General features: G+C 38.7%; 21 protein-coding genes, 1 tRNA gene and 1 other RNA gene (1 of these 23 only partly in view). 16 read left to right on the forward strand and 7 right to left on the reverse strand.

The features are described from left to right. Positions 1–292: 292 nt before the first annotated feature. From NYE67_RS00080 to NYE67_RS00115, 8 genes are all read left to right on the forward strand, one after another. A complete protein-coding gene (locus tag NYE67_RS00080; RefSeq protein WP_340726573.1) occupies positions 293–1,069 on the forward strand; it encodes an enoyl-CoA hydratase/isomerase family protein in 777 nt (258 codons plus the stop codon). An 11-nt stretch (positions 1,070–1,080) separates the two neighbouring features. Further along, positions 1,081–2,247, forward strand: coding sequence for an acyl-CoA dehydrogenase family protein (locus NYE67_RS00085; RefSeq protein ID WP_340728860.1), 1,167 nt, complete (start codon positions 1,081–1,083; stop codon positions 2,245–2,247). Between the two features lie 10 nt (positions 2,248–2,257). After that, positions 2,258–3,109 (forward strand): hydroxymethylglutaryl-CoA lyase, encoded by an 852-nt coding sequence (locus NYE67_RS00090; protein WP_340728861.1) that lies wholly within the window; start codon positions 2,258–2,260, stop codon positions 3,107–3,109. A 30-nt stretch (positions 3,110–3,139) separates the two neighbouring features. Continuing rightward, positions 3,140–4,264 (forward strand): CaiB/BaiF CoA transferase family protein, encoded by a 1,125-nt coding sequence (locus NYE67_RS00095; protein WP_340730868.1) that lies wholly within the window; start codon positions 3,140–3,142, stop codon positions 4,262–4,264. Further along, entirely contained in the window at positions 4,251–5,615 is a 1,365-nt protein-coding gene (locus NYE67_RS00100; protein ID WP_340728862.1) for an MmgE/PrpD family protein, read from the forward strand. Before NYE67_RS00095 ends, NYE67_RS00100 begins: the two co-directional genes overlap by 14 nt. A 219-nt stretch (positions 5,616–5,834) precedes the next feature. Next, the gene (gene ahlS / locus NYE67_RS00105; RefSeq protein WP_340726577.1) at positions 5,835–6,668 is read left to right on the forward strand and encodes an AhlS family quorum-quenching N-acyl homoserine lactonase; all 834 of its coding nucleotides are present in this window, start codon (positions 5,835–5,837) and stop codon (positions 6,666–6,668) included. A gap of 60 nt (positions 6,669–6,728) precedes the next feature. Further along, on the forward strand, positions 6,729–8,159 hold the full coding sequence (locus tag NYE67_RS00110) for an aldehyde dehydrogenase family protein (RefSeq protein WP_340726578.1): 1,431 nt from the start codon (positions 6,729–6,731) through the stop codon (positions 8,157–8,159). 13 nt (positions 8,160–8,172) lie between these two features. After that, on the forward strand, positions 8,173–9,300 hold the full coding sequence (locus NYE67_RS00115) for a zinc-dependent alcohol dehydrogenase family protein (RefSeq protein ID WP_340726579.1): 1,128 nt from the start codon (positions 8,173–8,175) through the stop codon (positions 9,298–9,300). 30 nt (positions 9,301–9,330) lie between these two features. Here the strand turns inward: NYE67_RS00115 and NYE67_RS00120 are convergent, their stop codons facing one another. Continuing rightward, on the reverse strand, positions 9,331–10,029 hold the full coding sequence (locus NYE67_RS00120; protein WP_340726580.1) for a YwaF family protein: 699 nt from the start codon (positions 10,027–10,029) through the stop codon (positions 9,331–9,333). Between the two features lie 8 nt (positions 10,030–10,037). Next, positions 10,038–10,541: a tRNA adenosine(34) deaminase TadA gene (gene tadA / locus NYE67_RS00125; protein ID WP_340728863.1), complete on the reverse strand. Its 504-nt coding sequence runs from the start codon at positions 10,539–10,541 to the stop codon at positions 10,038–10,040. A gap of 103 nt (positions 10,542–10,644) precedes the next feature. On the opposite strand from tadA, the gene NYE67_RS00130 reads away from it, so the two are divergent. From NYE67_RS00130 to NYE67_RS00140, 3 genes are all read left to right on the forward strand, one after another. Beyond that, positions 10,645–11,439, forward strand: coding sequence for a hypothetical protein (locus NYE67_RS00130; RefSeq protein ID WP_340726582.1), 795 nt, complete (start codon positions 10,645–10,647; stop codon positions 11,437–11,439). Positions 11,440–11,563: 124 nt separating this feature from the next. Continuing rightward, the gene (locus NYE67_RS00135; RefSeq protein WP_340726583.1) at positions 11,564–12,202 is read left to right on the forward strand and encodes a deoxynucleoside kinase; all 639 of its coding nucleotides are present in this window, start codon (positions 11,564–11,566) and stop codon (positions 12,200–12,202) included. Then, on the forward strand, positions 12,199–12,867 hold the full coding sequence (locus NYE67_RS00140) for a deoxynucleoside kinase (RefSeq protein ID WP_191701850.1): 669 nt from the start codon (positions 12,199–12,201) through the stop codon (positions 12,865–12,867). The genes NYE67_RS00135 and NYE67_RS00140 overlap by 4 nt, the downstream gene beginning before the upstream one ends. 45 nt (positions 12,868–12,912) lie before the next feature. Here the strand turns inward: NYE67_RS00140 and NYE67_RS00145 are convergent, their stop codons facing one another. Then, entirely contained in the window at positions 12,913–13,290 is a 378-nt protein-coding gene (locus NYE67_RS00145) for a sodium:proton antiporter (protein ID WP_340728864.1), read from the reverse strand. A 155-nt stretch (positions 13,291–13,445) separates the two neighbouring features. Here NYE67_RS00145 and NYE67_RS00150 point away from each other — a divergent pair, with 155 nt between their 5' ends. Then, positions 13,446–14,066: an RraA family protein gene (locus NYE67_RS00150; RefSeq protein WP_340728865.1), complete on the forward strand. Its 621-nt coding sequence runs from the start codon at positions 13,446–13,448 to the stop codon at positions 14,064–14,066. Positions 14,067–14,112: 46 nt separating this feature from the next. Here NYE67_RS00150 and NYE67_RS00155 read toward each other — a convergent pair whose 3' ends face one another. The 4 genes from NYE67_RS00155 to NYE67_RS00170 all read right to left on the reverse strand — a co-directional run bounded on the left by NYE67_RS00155 (position 14,113) and on the right by NYE67_RS00170 (position 17,861). Beyond that, positions 14,113–15,381, reverse strand: coding sequence for a cation:dicarboxylate symporter family transporter (locus NYE67_RS00155; protein WP_340730869.1), 1,269 nt, complete (start codon positions 15,379–15,381; stop codon positions 14,113–14,115). 81 nt (positions 15,382–15,462) lie between these two features. Next, a complete protein-coding gene (locus NYE67_RS00160; protein ID WP_340726586.1) occupies positions 15,463–16,341 on the reverse strand; it encodes a response regulator in 879 nt (292 codons plus the stop codon). After that, positions 16,341–17,576: an ATP-binding protein gene (locus NYE67_RS00165; protein ID WP_340728866.1), complete on the reverse strand. Its 1,236-nt coding sequence runs from the start codon at positions 17,574–17,576 to the stop codon at positions 16,341–16,343. Before NYE67_RS00165 ends, NYE67_RS00160 begins: the two co-directional genes overlap by 1 nt. A 192-nt stretch (positions 17,577–17,768) precedes the next feature. After that, positions 17,769–17,861 (reverse strand) — tRNA-Ser (locus NYE67_RS00170). A gap of 156 nt (positions 17,862–18,017) precedes the next feature. Here NYE67_RS00170 and ffs point away from each other — a divergent pair. The 4 genes from ffs to recR form a co-directional block, all read left to right on the forward strand. Beyond that, positions 18,018–18,285, forward strand: an RNA gene (ffs, locus tag NYE67_RS00175) — signal recognition particle sRNA large type. Positions 18,286–18,437: 152 nt separating this feature from the next. Next, entirely contained in the window at positions 18,438–20,183 is a 1,746-nt protein-coding gene (gene dnaX / locus NYE67_RS00180) for a DNA polymerase III subunit gamma/tau (RefSeq protein ID WP_340728867.1), read from the forward strand. Positions 20,184–20,209: 26 nt separating this feature from the next. Continuing rightward, the gene (locus NYE67_RS00185) at positions 20,210–20,524 is read left to right on the forward strand and encodes a YbaB/EbfC family nucleoid-associated protein (RefSeq protein ID WP_191701844.1); all 315 of its coding nucleotides are present in this window, start codon (positions 20,210–20,212) and stop codon (positions 20,522–20,524) included. A gap of 68 nt (positions 20,525–20,592) precedes the next feature. Continuing rightward, a protein-coding gene (recR, locus tag NYE67_RS00190; protein WP_191701843.1) for a recombination mediator RecR crosses the window boundary here: on the forward strand, positions 20,593–21,171 show its 5' portion. It continues 18 nt past the right edge of the window; 579 of the gene's 597 nt are visible here — the first part of the coding sequence; its start codon is at positions 20,593–20,595; its stop codon lies off the right edge, out of view.

Consider the following 21,171-nt stretch of genomic DNA (forward strand, 5'->3'; position numbering starts at 1 on the left):
ATTATTTAGTAATTAGTTTTACAAAGGTAGAATATTTTGTTATATTCGAGAAAATAGTATACTCAATGCAATGTTCAAAGAATAATAGAGTTTACTGACTCATAACATTATTTTCAGCAGTTACATCAAAATTAATTTTCATAAAACCCTCTATATATACACAGTTATTTTCACTTCAATAATTCCAATATTATCTTGCCTAATACTCTCTTTTTTAATAACACCTCAGTTCCAACAAAAATTATAAAGCCTTAAATGAATCAAGTAATCTCACAGGAGGATGAGTGAACGAATGGAATACATTAAAGTTTCATATGAATATGAAGAGAAAATTGCGATTGTCACGTTAAACCGACCTGAAATGCGCCATGCCTTTAATACGGAGATGGCTAAGGAGCTGCTCAATGTATTTCAGTCTCTGAATGAGCAGCTAGTACGTGTCGTTATTTTAACTTCTTCTACTGTAGATGCCTTTTGTTCAGGCGCAGATTTAAAAGAACGTAAGGGGATGAGCGATTCACAATGGACAGAACAGCATCATTTATTTGAGCAAATGTTTCAGGCTGTAGCCAATTGTAAGCAACCTACAATAGCTGCAATAAACGGCTATGCACTTGCGGGGGGATTTGAGCTCGTCTTAAATACGGATTTAATAATCGCCGGCAGAAACACTAAAGTAGGATTGACTGAGGTTACTCGAGGAATAATGCCTGGCGGAGGGGGTGCGCGATTATTACCAAAACGTGTACCGCTTCATATTGCAAAGGAATGGCTATTTACAGGCCGAATTGTTCCAGTAGAGGAAGCTCAGCAGGCAGGTTTATTTAATGCAGTGGTTGAATCCTCAGATGTGCTGCAAACTGCACTGCAATTGGCCGAAACGATTGCATCTAACGCCCCATTAGGAATTCAAGGAGTAAAGAAAATAGCAGAGATCAGTTCATTAGAAGCATCTGAAGCATTTCGAATCGAAATTGAAACATACAATGAGGTCATTGCTTCAGAGGATCGAATAGAAGGTATCTTAGCCTTTAATGAGAAAAGGAAACCTAATTTTATCGGAAGGTAGGAGGATACTATATGATGCAAACAGAGAATCTCGTATTTCTAGAGGAACTTCGGGAAGCTGTTAGAGCAGTTTGTAAACGTTTTGATGGTACGTATTGGCGGAAGTTAGATGAAATTGACGGTTATCCGACAGAATTTGTGGAAGCTATTACACAGGCAGGTTTTTTAGGGGCTCTAATACCTGAACAATATGGTGGTTCAGGTTTAGGAATATTGGAAGCGTCAGTGATTTTAGAAGAAATTAACCGCTCAGGCGGGAATGCGGGTGCTTGCCATGCCCAAATGTATACGATGGGTACAATTTTGCGGCATGGTTCGCCGGCACAAAAGGAGAAATATTTACCAAAGATTGCGGATGGTACGCTCCGTTTACAAGCATTTGGCGTGACAGAACCAAATACAGGTACGGATACAACAAATTTAAAAACGTTTGCGAAACGTGATGGCGACCATTATATTGTGAACGGTCAAAAGGTATTCATTTCACGTGCAGAACATTCAGATTTAATGATTTTGTTGGTGCGTACAACCCCAAAAGATCAATGTGTTAAAAAGAGTGATGGATTGTCCGTGCTGATTGTGGATTTAAATGAAGCAGTTGGCAATGGCTTGGAAATCCGTCCCATCAAAACGATGATGAACCATGCAACAACGGAATTATTTATTGATAATCTAAAAGTGCCGGTAGAGAACTTAATTGGCGAAGAAGGAAAAGGGTTCAGGTATATTTTGGACGGGATGAATGCTGAGCGAATTTTAATTGCTGCAGAATGTATTGGTGATGGTCGTTGGTTTATTGAACGGGCTACGAATTACGCAAAAGAACGTGTCGTTTTTGATCGACCGATTGGACAAAACCAAGGGATCCAATTCCCGATTGCACAAGCGCACATCCATATTGAAGCTGCAGATTTGATGCGCATAAAAGCAGCAGAACTTTATGATCAGCAGCAAGTTTGCGGGGCAGAGGCCAATATGGCGAAGTTACTTGCGGCAGATGCATCCTGGGAGGCAGCTAATGTAGCGATTCAAACATACGGCGGCTTTGGCTTTGCAGCAGAATATGATATTGAGCGTAAATTTAAAGAGACGCGATTATATCAAGTAGCTCCTATTTCAACGAATTTAATTTTATCATACGTAGGAGAACATATTTTAAAACTTCCTAAATCTTATTGAGGTGAACAACATGCACTTTCCAAATCAAGTAGAAATTATTGAAGTAGGTCCTCGCGATGGTCTACAAAATGAAGCACGCTTTGTTCCAACAGAGGAAAAGAAACAACTAATTAAACAATTATATGAAGCTGGTTTTCAGCGAATCGAAACGGCCTCCTTTGTCCATCCAAAAATAGTGCCACAAATGGCCGATGCACAGGAAATTACATCATTTTGCAATGAGTTAGGGATGAATTATCTTGCTTTAACACCAAATATGAAAGCGCTGGAGCGTGCAATCGAAGCAGGTGTACCACAGATTGCGGTATTTGTTGGGGCAAGCGAGACATTCAATCAAAAAAATATTAAGCGTTCCATTGAAGAGTCTTTAGCAGAATGTAGCGAAATGTTCCGGCATGCAAAGGCTCAGCAGAAGTTTATCCGAGGCTATGTGTCGATGTGTTTTAGCTGTCCGTATGAAGGGGCTATCTCCTATGAGCAAGTAAAGCGAGTCGTTTCACAATTTGTGAGTGATGGGGCTGATGAAATTTCGATTGGAGATACGAATGGACAGGCAAATCCGCGCATTGTGTATGAGCGATTTAGCGCATTGAGAAGAGACTTTCCGGACACAACGTTCGTGGCTCATTTCCATGATACTAACGGCTTTGCCTATGCCAATACCATGGCCGCATTAAATGCGGGAATCGAAAAGTTTGATAGTTCGATCGCGGGGCTTGGCGGCTGTCCATTTTCGCCTGGAGCAACAGGAAATGTAGCGACAGAGAAGGTGGTAGAGCTGTTTGAAGCAATGGGAATTAAGACAAATATTCAGTCTGAAAAATTGAAGGACGTCGGCGCTTTTGCTAGTAATTTAGTTTAAGGAGGGCTGAATCTGAAACCATTACAAGGCATACGTGTCATCGATATGACTACTAATATTTCAGGGCCAACATTAACAATGATTTTGGCCGATTTAGGGGCAGAAGTAATCAAAATCGAAAAGTTGAGTGGCGATGAAGCCCGTAAAATGGAGCCTAAATTTCAGGAAGATGGCGTTTACTTTTTAAATATTAATAGACAGAAGAAATCCATTACCCTTAATTTAAAGGATAATTCTGATTTTGAAAGATTACTGGATTTGATTAAAACAGCCGACGTTTTTGTTGAAAATTACCGGCTTGGTATAGCGCAGAAATTGGGGATTGATTATAAAGCATTGAAGGAAGTGAATCCTCAACTTGTTTATTGTTCACTGACTGCCTATGGACAACATGGCCCTAAAAAAATGTATCCAGGCTATGATGCCATTATGCAGGCTGAAACAGGCATCATGAGTATTACAGGGAGTGAAGAGTTAGCAAGGGTACCCGTTTCATTAATTGACCAAGGAAGTGCCATGTGGGGGGCACTTGGTATTGTATCTGCCATTTTGCAACGTAGTCATACAAATGAGGGGAGCTTTGTTTCAACATCATTGTATGAAACCGGTGTATTTTGGGCGAACTATCATTTGCTTTCAACCAAATTAACAGGTGAAAATCCTGAGAAATTAGGCTCTAATCATGGCGCATTTGCACCCTATGGAGCGTTTCGAACATCAGATGGGGCAATAATGATTGGTATCTCAAACAATAAATTATTTGAAAAACTATGTGAAGTATTGAATAGGCATGAATGGGTTGAAGATCTTCGTTACTGTACCAATGAAGAGCGCGTCAAAAATCGCTCCTTACTGATGGAACAAATAGAAAAAATAACACAAGCGGAAAAAAGCGATGTACTCATTCAGGCACTTGAAAATGGAGGAGTTCCTGTAGCTCAGGTGAAAACGATGCAAGATGTCCTTATAGACCCGCAGCAAATAGAGAATAAACTTATCATACGTCTGCCACATTTACGTGATAAGGAAATGTATGCAACACGTATTCCTCTAACATTTTCAAACTGTGACTTAACACCAACTGTACCTGCGCCAATGCTAGGGGAGCACAATAAGGAAATTTTAGGGAGGGGTAGCATACATGACAATAAGTGAGCAGTTGGCACAATACATTGTGAATGTTCGTTTTGAGGATATATCAGAGGAGGTTGTACACTTTACGAAATTATGTATAGTCGACTATTATTCATCTTTATTGAAAGGCAAAGAAGCGGATCCGGTCCAAATGATGGAGCAAGTGGCGTTAATAATTGGTGGAGAAAAACAGGCAACGGCAGTATCAGGATTGAAAACGAGCATAACAAATGCTGCTTTCATCAATGGTGGGGCGAGCCACGTTATTGAACTGGATGACATTCATAAAGCGTCCATTGTACATGCTGCAACCGTCATTATGCCCGCAGCAATTGCCATTGCCGAGTGGCAGAATTTATCGGGAAAACGGTTAATTGAGGCAATTGTTGTAGGCTATGAAGTGGCGTTTCGTATAGGAGAAACCGTTACTCCTTCCCATTACTACTATTTCCACAATACAGCGACTTGCGGTACTTTTGGCGCGGCAGCAGCTGTGGCTAAATTATTGGATTTATCAAAAGAACAAATTGTCCAAGCATTTGGTTCAGCCGGTACACAAGCTGCAGGGCTATGGGAATTTATTGAGGATGGTGCAATGAGTAAGCAATTACATCCTGGTAAGGCAGCAATGAATGGCATTTTAAGTGCATTGTTAGCACAGCAAGGTTTCACAGGAGCAACAGCCATTCTTGAGGGACGCAGAGGATTTTTTGAAGCAATGAGCGACAAGTACGATGTAACGCGAATGACGGATAAATTAGGGGAGCAATACAAAATTACTGAAAATGCTTTTAAAGTCCATGCATCATGTCGCCATACACATGCCGCAATGGACTTAGCGATTGAACTGTATGAAAAGGTAAAAAATAACGGAATCCATTCTATAAAATCAATTGAAGTAGGTGCCTATCAAGTGGCGCTTGATATTACCGATGCTAAGAATCCCCAAACTATTTATGCCGCGAAATTCAGTATGCAATTTTGTGTTGCTTTAGCATTATTGACTGGTAAAGGCGGTTTTGATGCCTTTAATGCCGATTCTTTGAAGAATCCGTTAATTCGCAGCCTGATGGAAAAGATGGTCGTGTCTGTAGATGAAGACATTCATAGTCAATATCCTCATGAGTGGGGTGCGAAAATTCAAATTCACTGGCTAGAAGGCACAAGTGATGTCATGCAAAGCCAATTTCCAAAAGGAGACCCTGAAAATCCATTAACCGAGCAAGATTTCATTGAAAAATTCAATAGTTTAGTACCACTGGAAGAAACCCACAAGGAAAAAATCATAAATCAACTACTACATTTAGAAACTCTCCAAGTTCAGCAGATCATCCGTACAATACATCCTATCAAACACATTTCAATCGTTTAACAGCTGTGCAATTTTCAGATAAATGAAGGGTGAGTGATCAAAAGCCCTTAACTTTGAAAAAAAAAGCGTTGGATGAATCAATAAAACGTACCGTTACACGTGCCACAATCATTCCGTCTTAAAAAAGAAATATTGAAAGGTGGTGACGGTGGATTCTGCTTGCAATGCTGACAGTAGCAAAGGTCTTTTAAATATAAAACCATACTGGAGGGTACTATGATGTGTAATAAAAAGGTATATGTGCTTGATACAGGGACAATGAAAATGGATAAAAATTATATGATTGCCATGCATAATCCAGCTAGCATTAATAATCCAAATCCACCTGCTGAGTTTGTTGAGTTTCCGGTTTATGCCGTATTGATTGACCATCCAGAAGGGAAAATTTTATTTGATACAGGCTGTAATCCGGACGGAATGGGGAATGACGGGCGTTGGCCAGAGGGAATCCAGCAACTATTCCCTGCATTCCAAAGTGAAGAATGCTATTTAATTAATCGATTAGAACAATTAAAAGTCCGTCCGGAAGATATTAAATATGTTATTGCCTCACATCTGCATTTAGATCATGCAGGCTGTCTGGAGTTATTTACAAATGCAGAAATTATCGTTCATGATACAGAGCTGTCGAACGTAATGAAAACATTTGCGATGACAAGAAATATGGGCGCATATATTTGGGGTGATGTCATGGCATGGATTCAAAAGGAACTGCGCTGGCGTACAATTAAGCCTCATGAAAAGGAAGTGCCTCTTGTAGATGGCATTAAAATTATAAACTTTGGTCCGGGTCACGCATATGGCATGTTGGGCTTACACATCGAACTTCCGGGACATGGAAATGTTTTGCTTGCATCTGATGCCTTATACACAGCAGAGAGCTATGGCCCACCAGTAAAGCCACCAGGTATTTTGTATGATTCTGTTGGCTACAATTCTACCGTTGAAAGAATAAGAGAATTTGCAACGCGCAATGATTCTGAAATTTGGTTTGGACATGACTCGAATCAGTTTAAAACGTTCATCAAATCGACGGAAGGTTACTACGAATAATCAATTCTCCACCCTAAGTAGACATACTTAGGGTGTCACTGTCATAACGGAGGGAAGAACATGCAAAAAATAGGATCTGTACTAAATGGAGAGCACCGTATTCAAGAAGAAAAAACAATGGATGTTTTCAATCCTTATAACGGGGAGCGCATTGCCACAATTGCCTGTGCCTCAATTGAAGATGTAAATGAAGCAATCGAGGTAGCACAGCAAACATTTGAAACTACGATGCGTAAAATGCCCGCCCATGAGCGCAGCCGGATTTTACGGAAGGCTTCCATACTGCTAGAGGAACGCAGCGAACAATTCGCAAAAACTATTTCTATAGAAGCTGGAAAACCAATTAATGAAGCACGCGGGGAAGTGACACGGGCAGTTCAAGTACTGCTATTTGCGAGTGAAGAGGCAAAGCGCTTAGCAGGTGATCAAATACCAATGGACAGTGCGATAGGAGGCGAGCACCAAATTGGTATTGCCAAGCGTATACCTTTAGGTGTAATTGCAGCAATTACACCGTTTAATTTCCCATTAAATCTAGCCTTGCATAAAATAGCTCCTGCTATTGCTGTTGGTAATACTGTGGTGTTGAAACCAGCAGAAAAAACGCCGCTGTCCTCTATTTTGCTTTATGAATTACTGCAGGATGCTGGATTACCTACAGGCGCGTTAAATATACTTCAAGGCCCTGGCACAGAATTAGTAGAACCCTTAGTGAAGCATCCTTTAGTGAAAAAGGTAACCTTTACAGGGAGCGGGAAAGTAGGCTGGCATATCCAAGAACTAGCAGGGAAAAAGCCGGTAACTCTAGAGTTAGGTTCAAATGCACCGAATATTATTTTTGCAGATGCAAATTTAGAGTACGCTGCCTCCACTATTACAATGGCAGGTTTTACATTTGCCGGCCAGGCGTGTGTTTCTGCACAGCGTATTTATGTAGAGCAAGCCGTGTATGAGGAGTTTGCTCAATTACTACAGCAAAAAGTTGAAGCGCTTATTATTGGAGACCCTGCGGAAGAACAAACACAGTTAGGTCCAATGATTACGGAAGAAGCAGCAATTCGCGCAGCAAGCTGGATAGAAGAAGCGGTATCGCAAGGGGCAACAATTCGTACTGGAGGAAAAAGAGACGGGACTGTACTGGAACCAACGATTTTGGAAAATGTAACAAACTCGATGCAAGTTGTTTGTATGGAAGTATTTGCTCCAATGGTTGCATTAATACCGTTTACTGAAGAGAAGGAAGTATTGGTCGCTGCTAATGATTCAGAGTATGGCTTACAAGCGGGTGTGTTTACTTCTGATATTAACCGTGCATTGAAGTTTGCTGAGGAGTTGGAGATGGGGGGCGTATGGATTAATGAATCTTCCGTACGACGTTTTGATCATATGCCATATGGAGGGATAAAAGAGAGCGGTATAGGCAAAGAAGGAATTCGCTATGCAATTGAAGGGATGTCCGATTTGAAATTTATTGGAATTAAGCTTATTTAAGGAGGACCTCATGATGAAAATTCGCTCTGCTGTTTTACGTTCATCAGGTGTAACAAAGCCGTATGCGAAAAGTAAACCAATCCATATAGAAGAAATTGAATTGGATGCCCCCCAGGAAGGCGAAGTATTAATCCAGATTAAAGCGGCAAGTCTTTGTCATTCGGATTTGTCTGTAATTAATGGGAGCCGTCCACGCCCTTTACCAATGGCATTAGGTCATGAAGCAGCCGGTATTGTTAAAGAGGTAGGTCCAGGTGTTGTGAATTTCAAGCAAGGTGACAAAGTAATTTGTGTATTTGTGCCGAGTTGTGGGCGTTGTGTTCCGTGCGCGGAAGGACGTCCAGCCTTATGTGAACCAGGTGCAAAAGCTAACGGAGATGGTACGTTAATTGGTGGCGGAGTACGCCTCCATGCAGGCGATGAAAACATTGGTCATCACGTTGGCGTTTCTGCCTTTTCTGAGTATGCAGTCGTTTCGCAAAATTCGCTTGTGAAAGTAGACGAAGATTTGCCATTTGAAAAGTTAGCGCTTTTTGGTTGTGCCGTTATTACCGGTGTAGGAGCTGTTGTCAATACAGCAAAAGTTCAACTAGGGACAACAGTGGCAGTTGTCGGTTTAGGTGGAATTGGTTTAAGCGCATTGCTCGGGGCAATTACAGCAGGCGCGCGTGAAATCATTGCAATTGATATTAATGAAAAGAAACTGGAGCAAGCAAAGGAATTAGGAGCAACAGCAGTCTTTAACTCACAAGATGCAGATGTGGTGGAACAAGTGAAAGCTTATACAAATGGCGGTGTTGACTATGCCTTTGAAACAGCGGGAGTAGTTCCAGCAATGGAAGTAGCTTATGCAATTACAAAGCGCGGGGGCACAACAACGACAACAGGATTACCTCACCCAGAGCACCAATTTTCGTTTCCCTATGTGACACTCACAGCAGAAGAGAAAACTATAAAAGGTTCTTATGTAGGGAGTTGTGTTCCAATGAGAGATATTCCGCATTATTTGCATATGATGAAATCCGGTAAACTACCAGTGGACCAATTGTTATCCAATATTATTCCTTTGGATGAAATTAATGAGGGCTTTGATTTATTAGCTACAGGGGATAATTCCCGAATCATTATTAAAATGGATTAATCGATGTGGAGATATAAAACGACGAAACAATTATAAGGAAACGTTTCGTCGTTTTTGTATGTTCAGAAGTACATAAAGTACAATCCAAATACTAAAGATAACCCCGGCTAAACTCAATAAGTAACCGGAAGCGCCAAATGCATCATAAAGCCACTGGAGGGGTGTTCCTTTTACTGGTCGATTTAAAAACATAAAATTCGTTTGAAATCGTGCATTGTAATAATAAATAGCTGGTACCGTAATGAGTAAGAGCAACACCGAGCGCCAAATATCCCGGAATGTAGTATGTAGCTGATGCTCTCTGATTAATGGACAAATAAAGGCTACGAGTAAGGCATGAAACACAAAGCTGTGGATGTGTAAAAATCCTCCAACCGGATCTGCTGTCCAACCAGGGAATAATAGAGCAATTGCAGCCCCTGGTAAAGTAAGTGTATAAAGTAGTGTAGCTGATGTTCGGTTTGAAAAGTAAGCATGCCAACCAGTAATAAAAATACCGAGCCCACATAAATGGAGTGGCGGGCTCCAATAGGAATATTGTTTCGTAACAATTAAGTAAATTTGCTTCGTTATTTCCAAAAACAGCAACAGCCAAAAAATTGATTTTTGATAGAGCTGTTGCTGTTTACTAGAAATATAATGATAACCATATATTGAAATAATTAAAAACAAACTAATAAAAATAAGCCATGTTACATGAATGGAATCAAAAATAACAAATCCGCCCACCGTACCACCTACTTTTCTTGTTGTTGTTTACGCAATAATTTCTCTTGATTTTTACGTTCGCGCAAAGCCTTGAAAAAGTCCGTTAAAATTTGGCCACATTCATCTCCTAATATACCTTCTGTAACCTCACATTCATGATTAAACCGTTGATCATTTAATAAACGATATAACGAGTCAACACAACCTGCTTTAATATCACGTGCACCATAAACTATGCGAGGTATGCGTGATTGGAGAATAGCACCTGCGCACATGGGGCAAGGTTCCAATGTTACATACAGTGTTGTTTCCTCTAAACGCCAGCTGCCTATTTTTTTGCAGGCTTCTTGAATTGCCATGCTTTCTGCGTGTGTTAGAGCGTTTTGTGTTGTTTCCCGTAAATTATGTGCCCGTGCAATAATTTCATTTTTATATACAATGACAGCACCGATTGGGACTTCGCCAAGGGCAGCTGCCTTTTTTGCTTCTTCTAATGCCTCTTGCATGTAATAGCGATCGTTATGTTCGCGCATTTATCTATCACTCCTTATATTCAGTTTAGCATGAGTTGAAATGCTTAGGCGACTATAGAATTAATCGTGCTATGATGAAGGAAAAGCTTGAAGGAGTATTATTATGAATTCATTTCAAACAATAGAAGAAGTGAACAGTTATTTTGAAAAGCAGTTGGAGCATTTATATGAAAAGTACACGGCACAATTAGAAACCGTTGAGAAAAATAAATTGCAAATCTATACGACTTTACAATGGCAGTATGAAGAGCAATTAATCGCACTGGAACAACGGAAGCAAAATGAAGAAAATGACCTTAAACAAAATTGTGCTCTTGCAGTGGACAAAATAAAATTACTATTTGAAAATAGAAAACAAATTATCTTAGAAAAATATGAAAGTGACTATAGTGAAGAAGTTAAAGGCTACAAACAAAATAAGGTAGAGTTGCTGGAGCAAATGCAAGCGGAAGAACTTGCAGTATTTAAAAACTATCAGCATCAACAAGTGGAGAAAAGTAGGCGTCTCATAACCGACTTTGAACAGAGGTTGGGTGATTTACATTCTGCGCTTTTCGACATAAGTGAAATATATGAGCAGCAATTTAGTATCCTGGAAGAGAAACATGAGGAGAAGTGTGAATTAATTGAGCAAAAGCGTGATGAAGCTATTGAAAAGCTCCTGGATAGCGAGATAGCATCACAAAACCAGCTCGAGAATCAATTGTTTGAGAAATTACAGGATTTAAATGAAAAAATCGACCAACAGCAAGATACTTTAGAACGGGATTTCATAGAAAAGGAACATTCACTTGAAGAGATGGTGAACACTGAATGTGAAAAGATTGAAGTAGACTATGAACAAAAATGTAATAAAGTATATGAACAACAAGAACAGGCACTTGCTCAATTCGATTGAATGATTCATGTTTGGAACAGCTTTTTTCATGATTTCAGTAAAATAAAATAGTTTGTTTTGTTGTCTATTAGTCATTGTGATAAAATGAAAAGCATTGACTATAAAAAGAGAAGGAGCACTTCTAATGTCTGTGCCATTTATAACAGTAGAAGGTCCGATTGGTGTTGGGAAGACCTCATTATCTAAGGCCGTATCACAAACGTTTGATTATCATTTATTAAAAGAGATTGTAGATGAAAATCCATTTCTAGGTAAGTTTTATGAAGATATTAATGAATGGAGCTTCCAGACCGAAATGTTTTTCCTGTGCAATCGTTATAAGCAATTATCTGATATTCATGAGATTATTGAAGCGCAAGGTCCGGTAGTGGCTGATTATCATATTTTTAAAAATTTAATTTTTGCGAAACGTACTTTAAAGGCGTCAGAATATGAAAAGTACGAATCTATTTATAAAATTTTAACGGCAGATATGCCAAAGCCAAACATGGTCATTTATTTACATGCAAGCTTGGATACTTTAATGAAACGAATTGCGATGCGCGGTCGTGAAGTAGAAAAGAATATCACACGTGAATATATGGAACAACTTTCAAGTGATTATCATGAGTTTATTGGGCATTTTGAAAAGATGCATCCAGAGATTCCTGTTATCTCGCTTAATGGGGATGAGCTTGATTTTGTAAAGAACGAAGAAGATTTACAGTATGTACTACGAGTAGTAGAGGAAAAGTTACAACAAAGGAGTTTGCATCAGAAATGAACTTAAGAGAGAAGTACAATATTCCTGCGAATGCGGTCATTACAATTGCAGGAACAGTTGGTGTCGGGAAATCGACAATGACAAATGCATTATCACAGAGCTTAAATTTCCGCACATCATATGAAAAGGTCGATACAAACCCTTATTTAGATAAATTTTATGATGACTTTGAAAAATGGAGCTTCCATTTACAAATATACTTTTTAGCTGAGCGTTTTAAAGAACAGAAACGTATATTTGAATATGGCGGTGGCTTTATTCAAGACCGTTCTATTTATGAAGATACAGGTATTTTTGCAAAGATGCATTATGACAAAGGCACAATGTCACCAACAGATTATGAGACATATACAAACCTTTTTGATGCCATGGTCATGACACCTTATTTCCCGCATCCGGATTTGCTTGTCTATTTAGAGGGACCGATTGACGATGTCATTGGTCGTATCCAGGAACGTGGACGTGAGATGGAGCAGCAAACGCCTCATACTTACTGGCAGGAAATGCATGGACGCTATGAAGACTGGATTAATAACTTCAATGCGTGCCCTGTATTGCGCATTGATATAAATGACTACGATTTAATGAAAAATCCTGATCAAGTAGAAGACGTTGTAGCACGTATTGGTTATATGCTAGAGCAAACAAGCCATCTAAGAAAATAATGAAAAAAGACTGATTTCTGTATCATGACGGAAATCGGTCTTTCTTTATTTTATTAAAAGAATAATAAAGATGGGAATCATAACAAGAAAAAATACGAAAGAGCTCCATAAAATCTGCTTACCGGTCGACATATTTTTAGGTTTTATACTAATCATTTCATACAATTCATTAACTGCACGTTGTTCTTTTTCAAAAAGTATTTTTTGAAAAGAGGCGTAATTTTCAATATAGGAAGCCGGATTTTCGAAATGAAAGCGAATGGCACGTATATCATCCGTAACATCCTTATCTCCATGAAGATAAGTAATTGTCGGCGCAATTCCCCCTGTTAACTTAGCTGTAACATGTATATCAAAAGTCTTCATTTTATAAACAGTTTCACCAACATCATTTGTTACAACTTCAATGAGTCGATTGTTCATGATTAATCCTCCTTTTAAGTAGTATCAGTATTCCCAATCTGTATAAATTTGTAACGAGTATAAAAAATATTGTAAAAAAAAAGTTATTTCGTTTATGCTAAAAGTGTTTATGAATTTTATGATTTGTAACATTATAGCGAAAAGGGGATGGAAATATGACTTTAAGAATAGTAGAACGATTAGTTGTTTTACCAACGACGGCAATTTCCGATGCAACAGGGGGGCATACGAATGTTGCAGCATCAATTAAACCGCTGGCCGATCATTTTAAAATTGCGGGACGTGCACTAACGGTACGATTACCGGACGGGGAAAACGGGGCTGTTTTGGAAGCGATTAGTCAAGCAGAAAAGGGAGATATTTTAGTTATCGATGCAAAGGGTAATACAAATCGTGCAGTTGCAGGTGATTTCGTCATGCAGCTTGCACAAGGCGTCGGAGTACAGGGATTTGTAGTCGACGGGGTCATACGGGATTTAGCAGCTGCACGAGCTATTAATTTTCCTGTATTTGCATTAGGAACAACAGTAGCAGCAGGCAATAAACATGGCGGTGGTACGGTTGGGGGACCTGTATCAGTAGGTGGAGTAGCCGTTCAAAATGGTGATTATATCGTTGGTGATATTGATGGGGTAATTGTCATTCCACAAAAAGATATCCATCAGATAATAGAAGCTGCAGAAGTAAAAGTGGCAAAGGATGAAGCGCGGGAACATGAAGCTTTACATAATGGCGAAGCATCCATACGAGCTTACTTATCGAAAGTTGTAAAATAAAAAAACGCCGTAGTGTGTTGTATCTCACTACGGCGTTTTCATATCTTTATTTTAAGTTTGCAGCTTGATATTCGGCAAATTGCTTCTCGTCGAAACGTTTTTCCCATTTTGCCATAACAAGTGCAGCTAATGTGTTACCTACTACGTTTACAGCTGTACGAGCCATATCAAGAATACGGTCAATACCTGCGATGAATGCTAAACCTTCAAGTGGAATACCTACAGATCCTAATGTTGCAAGAAGTACTACGAATGATACCCCAGGAACACCGGCAATCCCTTTAGATGTTACCATTAATACAAGCATTAATGTAATTTGTTCTACTATTGAAAGTTCGATACCGTACATTTGAGCAATGAAAAGTGCTGCAATTGCCTGGTAAAGTGTCGAGCCGTCTAAGTTGAATGAGTAACCTGTTGGAATAACGAATGATACGATATCCTTTGGTGCACCCATCTTTTCTGTTTTTAACATAATGCGAGGTAATACTGTCTCTGATGAAGATGTAGAGAATGCCAGTAATAACTCATCTTTAATCATGCGAATTAATTTAAAAATATTAATACCGAAAATACGGGCTGTAATACCCAATACAACAATTACAAAGAAAATCATTGCTGCATATACTAAAATGGCTAATTTACCTAACGGAATAAGGGATTCTACACCGAATTTGGAAACGGTTACACCGATAAGTGCAAATACCCCAACTGGTGCGAATTTCATTACTAAGTTTGTTACCCAGAACATGGCGTCTGCTGTACCTTGGAAGAATGCGAGTACAGGTTTCCCTCGTTCTCCAATGGCTGCTACACCTAAACCGAAAATTACAGAGAAGAAGATAATTGCAAGCATATCGCCTTCAGCCATAGCGTTGATGATATTTTTTGGTACAATATCAACAATGATTTGGAAAGTTCCTTTTGCTTCTTCTTGTTCTGATGTTTCTACATAAGAAGAAATATCTGTTTGCTGCAACTCATTCATATCAATTCCAGCACCTGGTTGGAATAGATTCGCTGCTAATAAACCAACAACAATGGCTACTGTTGTAATAACTTCAAAATAAATAAGTGTTTTACCGCCAAGACGACCTAATTGCTTCATGTCACCAGTTCCGGCAACACCAACGATTAGTGTCGAAATAATAATCGGTACCACGATCATCTTAATTAAGTTTAAGAATATATCGCCAAGTGGCTGTAAATATGATTGTACATTTTCGTCACCAAAGAATACTGCCCCAACGATAACACCAAGTACAAGACCGATTAAAATTTGAGCAGCTAAACTAATTTTTAGCTTTTTCAAAATATAGTTCCCCCTAAAAATTTAGATTCAGGACTAGCCTAAAATTAATTTTATTGCATACCTACAAAATCCGACAAAATCCGACTAATCAACTTTACTAATAATTTCAGAATATAATACTTGAATGAATTTTTTGATATTTACCTTTGCCTTTCGTTGGTCATTATTTTCAATTTGCTTCATCAAATACCGGATATCGGTTAAATCGAAATAGCGGGGAGTATAGTATTCAAATTCAGAGTTTGTATAGTCGACAATTCCCATATTGGCTAAGTTAATCATGGCAGCTAATATCGTTCGACGCACACGCTGTTCTATCGCTTTACTCTCTTTTAAAATGTCATCGGGTGTATTTTTCGTCAGCATTGCTACACGTTCATAGACCTCTTTTAACGGAGGGAGGGGAGCGATTTTATGCTTTTCAATTAACAGTTGTTCAATTATTTTAATAATATCCTCACTGCCAACTTCAGCGACAATCCCCATATCATTTAAGATGGACTGTATATGTTCGCGTGTTGTTTTTTTAGTATGAGTCACTTCTGTAATATTAAAATTTGTTAAAGATTGGCGGATAACTTCAAGAGAATTTTTCAATAAATATTGCTCTGTCGTCCGTTTTAAGACCATTTGCACTTCAACTTTGTTAATAGGTTTATGGATGAAAAATTCAATCCCTTTTGAATAGCCATCTGCCACCATTTCTTTATTGACCACTTGCGAAATCATAATAAAGTGGCCTTTAAATCCATTTTGCAAAAGGCGTTCAATTGTTTCAATACCATCCAACTTAGGCATTAATAGATCGATTAATACGAATTCCGGTTGCATCATTAAAATTTGAGGAATTGCATCAAGACCGTTTTTTGCCTCTCCGATGACAGTCCCAAGTTCACAGTCGTTGATAATATTACTAAGCATCGCCCGACTTGCACGGTCGTCATCTACTATAAAATAACGCATTAGAAAATCTCCTTTTGAATATTTTTAGAAGGAATTTGTACAATAAAGCAAGTTGAAGTGTCACTCGTTATGTGAATTTTTCCTTCTAGGTTTTCGACAATTGTTTTTGTATGAGACAGACCAATTCCTGTGGAGCCTTGTCCTTGTTCATTGAATTTCGATGTATAGCCTGGATCGAATATAACAGGAATAAGTGATTCTTCGATGCCAATGCCATTGTCTTCTACGATAAAAGTTGTCGTTTCTTTTTCGACCGTAACACTTACCGTAACAAACCCGCTTTTTTCAATTGCTTCTACGGCATTTGCCACTAAATTATTTAAAATAGCAAAAAGGGCAATATGCTTTTTTGTTACAAAATCTTCTGGACATATTAGTGTAAACGAAATAGATTTATTTAAATATTTTGCGTAGCTTTCATTAGCTTCTACAATAAAAGCTAAAATATCCGTTAATAAGAATTTGGATGGATAATTTTGATTTGTAATTTTTGAAAGACCTGCATAAATGCGCTCATGATCCTTTTTAACCTCATGAATTTCTTGGGCAATATATAAAGCTTCTAACGCATGCTTTTCTTCGGTTGTTTTTAGCTTTTTATAAAGCTGATAACTATTTGCGGTAAGTTGTTCAATTTGATTCATTGTCTTTTGTAAATAGAGTGCTTCAACATATAAATCGGAATGAATGGTCATCAGTTGCTTTAACTGCTTTTTCTGTTCCGACATAGTAATAATGCTATAGATACCGACAACGAAAAAACTACGTAATAATCCAACTACGCTAAACAGTAAGAAAGAAATAACTAACGTTTCTTGATCAGAGGCAAGGAGTATTTCCGTTAAAATATACTCGACCATATTGGAAACAACCTCAAATAATGCGCCTAATAAACCAAGAATAAACGGTTGTTTTTTTATTTCATCCAATGCAATTAGTTTAAAGCATAGCGCAAAGGTAATATAAAAAAATCCTGCCGGTATATGTTCAATTAGTTGAACAGCAAGATCTTGGCCGTAAATTAAAAAGTCCAATATCGATCGGCTAATAATAACAACTATTCCAGTTAAAAGACCTGTTGATAAAATTGGCAATGGTCGAGTTAATAATACAAAGAAAAAAATAATACTCCCTAATCCAAAACGAAATGGTCCGTCTTCAAAGGGAATAAACTTTATTTCGCTACCTATAGCCGTTAAACACGCTACAAGCAGTATAAAGAGAAATAAATTCATTGATTTTATTCGAGGTAGAGTCGATTCCAAAGTAATATACCGCCTTTAAAAGCCTGTTTTAAGAGTTAATTGTACCTGAAAAGCAAAAATAAATACAAAAAGTACTATTTCTAACAGATAGAAATAGTACTTAAATGATTTTTTATATAAAAAAAACCGCACAATAGCTGTAGCGGAATAATGTTAAAAATATGGAGGAGGTAGAGGGATTCGAACCCCCGCGCGGTGTTACCCGCCTGTCGGTTTTCAAGACCGATCCCTTCAGCCGGACTTGGGTATACCTCCAAATATAAGCTGTCTTTTCGACAAAGATTAATTTATCACGAAATAAATTTCACGTCAATAAAATTTGTGCAAAAAAACGATATTTTTTTAAAATGGTAAAAATTAATTGGGACATATCATTGCATTTTTATTGCTTGCTTAGTATACTAATACTTGCCGTGCTAGATGGGGAGGTAGCGGTGCCCTGTAACTTGCAATCCGCTCTAGCAAGATTGAATTCCTTTTCTGAGGCTGTCCGTATTGTTTGGTCTGCCTTTTGCACGTAGTGTTGACGGTTGGGTCCTGCGCAATAAGTACCCATGAACCATGTCAGGTCCGGAAGGAAGCAGCATTAAGTGGAATCACTTATGTGCCGCGGGGTAGCCTAACCCGAGCTAACGACAAGAGTAACGCTTATGTGCGGCAGTCGAAGAAAGGTGCACGGTATTAACTTACCAACTCAAACGCACTCATCAAAATTTGATGGGTGCGTTTTTTTATTTGTATGAAGTATATTCGTTTGATTTCAAAAGAGTTTCCTATTACTTTGTGCTATACTAAATTTATAGATTTTTATTACGAAAGGAGAGGGAAAGGTTGACGTATCAAGCATTTTATCGTGTTTATAGACCACAGTCATTTCGTGAAATGTCTGGGCAAACACATGTGAAGAGGACCCTTCAAAATGCTCTCCTTGCAAGCAAAACGACACATGCCTATTTATTTTCTGGTCCACGCGGGACAGGTAAGACAAGTACTGCGAAAATTTTTGCGAAAGCTTTAAACTGTGAAAATGCTCCAGCAAGTGAGCCATGTAATGAGTGTGCGACCTGTGTAAGTATTACTGAAGGATCACATACGGATGTTATTGAATTCGATGCAGCTTCTAACTCTAGAGTGGAGGAAATGCGCGATATTATAGAAAAGGTACGCTTTGCCCCAGCGAATGCACGCTTTAAAGTGTATATTATTGATGAGGTGCATATGCTTTCCACAAGTGCATTTAACGCTTTACTAAAAACACTTGAGGAACCACCTGAGCATGCAGTATTTATATTGGCTACGACAGAGCCGCATAAATTACCAGCGACGATTATTTCCCGTTGTCAGCGTTTTGATTTTAAGCGACTTTCTTCTATAGATATAGTGGAGCGTATGAAGGTTGTGTTGGAAGACATCGGTATGGGATACGATGAGCAAGCGTTGAAAGCAATTGCACAAGCTGCAGCTGGTGGTATGCGTGATGCACTAAGTTTACTTGATCAAGTCGTATCATTCAGTAATGAGCATGTTCAGTTGGAAGATGTACTCCTTGTAACAGGTTCTGTTAGCCAAGATGCATTTTATGATATTGCCAACTCACTTTTACAAAAGGAAGTTGCACAAGTACTAAGCAGTGTGGAAAATTTAATTGCAGATGGAAAAGAGCCGTTACGTTTGGCTGAAGACTTCATTACATTTTTCCGGGACTTACTGCTTTTGAAAACAGACGGTACATTAGAGGAACTATTGGAGTTTATTGCACCTGAAGATAAATTTTTAGCTTTGGCTGAGCACTTTGATGCAAGTACACTATATGGCTTTATCGATATTCTAGCAAAGACACAACAAGAGATGCGCTTTTCACATCACACGAAAATTTATTTAGAAACGGCACTTCTAAAAATGGCGCAGTATAAAGCAACACCACAAGGGGTAACGGCAGTAGACCCTGCAATCGAAGGGAAAGTGGCTTCACTTGAAAATCGTTTAGGTCAACTGACACAACAACTTCAAGGTGGAGGAGCGCCCGTTCAACAAAATGAGCAACCTCGTCAACGTGTACGGCCACAAGGTAATCAATACAATGCTCCAACAGGTCGTATTCAAGAAGTCTTAAAAACAGCAACAAAAACAGATTTACAAAAAGTGAAATCGGCTTGGGCGATCAGTTTATCAAGCTTACAAAAGTCACATGCTGCTTTATTGGCAGATGCAGAGCCAGTTGCCGCAAATGCAAGTGCTTTTGTGATAAAATTCAAGTATGATATACATTGTCAAATGGTAGCAGACAACAGTGCTCTTGTTTCATTGTTTACACAAAGGATAGCGTCTGAAGTAGGGGTACAGTATGAACTATTATGTATTCCAGAATCAGCTTGGGTTCGTCTGCGGGAAAGTTTCATTCAGGAAAATGGGTTAAATCAGAAAAATTCCGGAATGACTGATGGTGATGCCACAACGGATTTATCGGATGAGCCTTCTTTTATGGATGAAGTTCAAATGATGGAAACACAAGATCCACTTGTAACGGAAGCTGAAAAGCAATTTGGAAAAGACTTTGTTGAGGTTATCGAAGAATAATTGAACATTTAAAGGAGGAAATTAATATGCGTGGTATGGGTAATATGCAAGGCATGATGAAAAAAATGCAAAAAATGCAAAAAGAAATGATGGAAGCACAAGAGGCTTTAAATGCAGAGTTATTTGAAGGTACTGCTGGTGGCGGTATGGTCAAAGTTGTAATGAACGGTCAGCGCCAAGTGTTAGAGGTAAATTTAGATGAATCTGTAGTTGATCCAGAAGATATCGAAATGTTACAAGATTTAATTATTATCGCAACGAACGAAGCACTTAAAAAAGTAGAAGAAACAACAAATTCTACAATGGGCAAATTCACACAAGGGATGAACCTTCCTTTCTAATTTGAAACATGTAGAAATAAGAGCACATCTCAAGCTTTGGGATGTGCCTTTTTATAGGAGGGAATAGAATGCATTATCCAGAGCCGATATCCAGGCTAATCGACAGCTTTATGAAATTACCAGGGATTGGACCTAAAACTGCTGCCCGTTTAGCATTTCACGTTTTAACGATGAAAGAAGATACAGTATCAACATTCGCGAAAGCACTGATTGATGCAAAACGTAATTTACTATATTGCTCACAATGCGGTCATATAACAGATATAGATCCTTGTCATATTTGTTCAGATAAACAACGAGATATTTCTACCATTTGTGTCGTGCAAGATCCAAAAGATGTTATTGCTATGGAAAAAATGCGTGACTATCAAGGGCTTTATCATGTACTGCATGGAGCGATTTCACCAATGGACGGTATTGGACCAGAGGATATTAATGTGGCTTCGCTATTAGCGCGTTTGCACGATGAACGTGTACAAGAATTAATTTTAGCGACTAATCCTACTATTGAAGGTGAAGCGACAGCGATGTATATCTCCCGTCTCGTTAAACCATCCGGACTTCGAACAACTCGTATTGCACATGGCTTACCTGTTGGTGGGGACTTGGAATACGCTGATGAAGTTACATTATCGAAAGCTTTAGAA

This window comes from Solibacillus sp. FSL W8-0474, assembly GCF_038004065.1.
Lineage (GTDB): Bacteria > Bacillota > Bacilli > Bacillales_A > Planococcaceae > Solibacillus > Solibacillus faecavium.

Bases quoted from the DNA above. Each gene is read 5' to 3' on its own strand.
- NYE67_RS00140 (WP_191701850.1), top strand. From the start codon at position 12,199: ATGAACTTAAGAGAGAAGTACAATATTCCTGCGAATGCGGTCATTACA.
- NYE67_RS00160 (WP_340726586.1), bottom strand. From the start codon at position 16,341: ATGCGTTATTTTATAGTAGATGACGACCGTGCAAGTCGGGCGATGCTT.
- NYE67_RS00085 (WP_340728860.1), top strand. From the start codon at position 1,081: ATGATGCAAACAGAGAATCTCGTATTTCTAGAGGAACTTCGGGAAGCT.
- NYE67_RS00100 (WP_340728862.1), top strand. From the start codon at position 4,251: ATGACAATAAGTGAGCAGTTGGCACAATACATTGTGAATGTTCGTTTT.
- NYE67_RS00135 (WP_340726583.1), top strand. From the start codon at position 11,564: ATGTCTGTGCCATTTATAACAGTAGAAGGTCCGATTGGTGTTGGGAAG.
- NYE67_RS00115 (WP_340726579.1), top strand. From the start codon at position 8,173: ATGAAAATTCGCTCTGCTGTTTTACGTTCATCAGGTGTAACAAAGCCG.
- NYE67_RS00080 (WP_340726573.1), top strand. From the start codon at position 293: ATGGAATACATTAAAGTTTCATATGAATATGAAGAGAAAATTGCGATT.
- ahlS (WP_340726577.1), top strand. From the start codon at position 5,835: ATGTGTAATAAAAAGGTATATGTGCTTGATACAGGGACAATGAAAATG.
- NYE67_RS00165 (WP_340728866.1), bottom strand. From the start codon at position 17,576: ATGAATTTATTTCTCTTTATACTGCTTGTAGCGTGTTTAACGGCTATA.
- NYE67_RS00185 (WP_191701844.1), top strand. From the start codon at position 20,210: ATGCGTGGTATGGGTAATATGCAAGGCATGATGAAAAAAATGCAAAAA.
- tadA (WP_340728863.1), bottom strand. From the start codon at position 10,541: ATGCGCGAACATAACGATCGCTATTACATGCAAGAGGCATTAGAAGAA.
- NYE67_RS00110 (WP_340726578.1), top strand. From the start codon at position 6,729: ATGCAAAAAATAGGATCTGTACTAAATGGAGAGCACCGTATTCAAGAA.
- NYE67_RS00130 (WP_340726582.1), top strand. From the start codon at position 10,645: ATGAATTCATTTCAAACAATAGAAGAAGTGAACAGTTATTTTGAAAAG.
- NYE67_RS00150 (WP_340728865.1), top strand. From the start codon at position 13,446: ATGACTTTAAGAATAGTAGAACGATTAGTTGTTTTACCAACGACGGCA.
- NYE67_RS00090 (WP_340728861.1), top strand. From the start codon at position 2,258: ATGCACTTTCCAAATCAAGTAGAAATTATTGAAGTAGGTCCTCGCGAT.
- NYE67_RS00145 (WP_340728864.1), bottom strand. From the start codon at position 13,290: ATGAACAATCGACTCATTGAAGTTGTAACAAATGATGTTGGTGAAACT.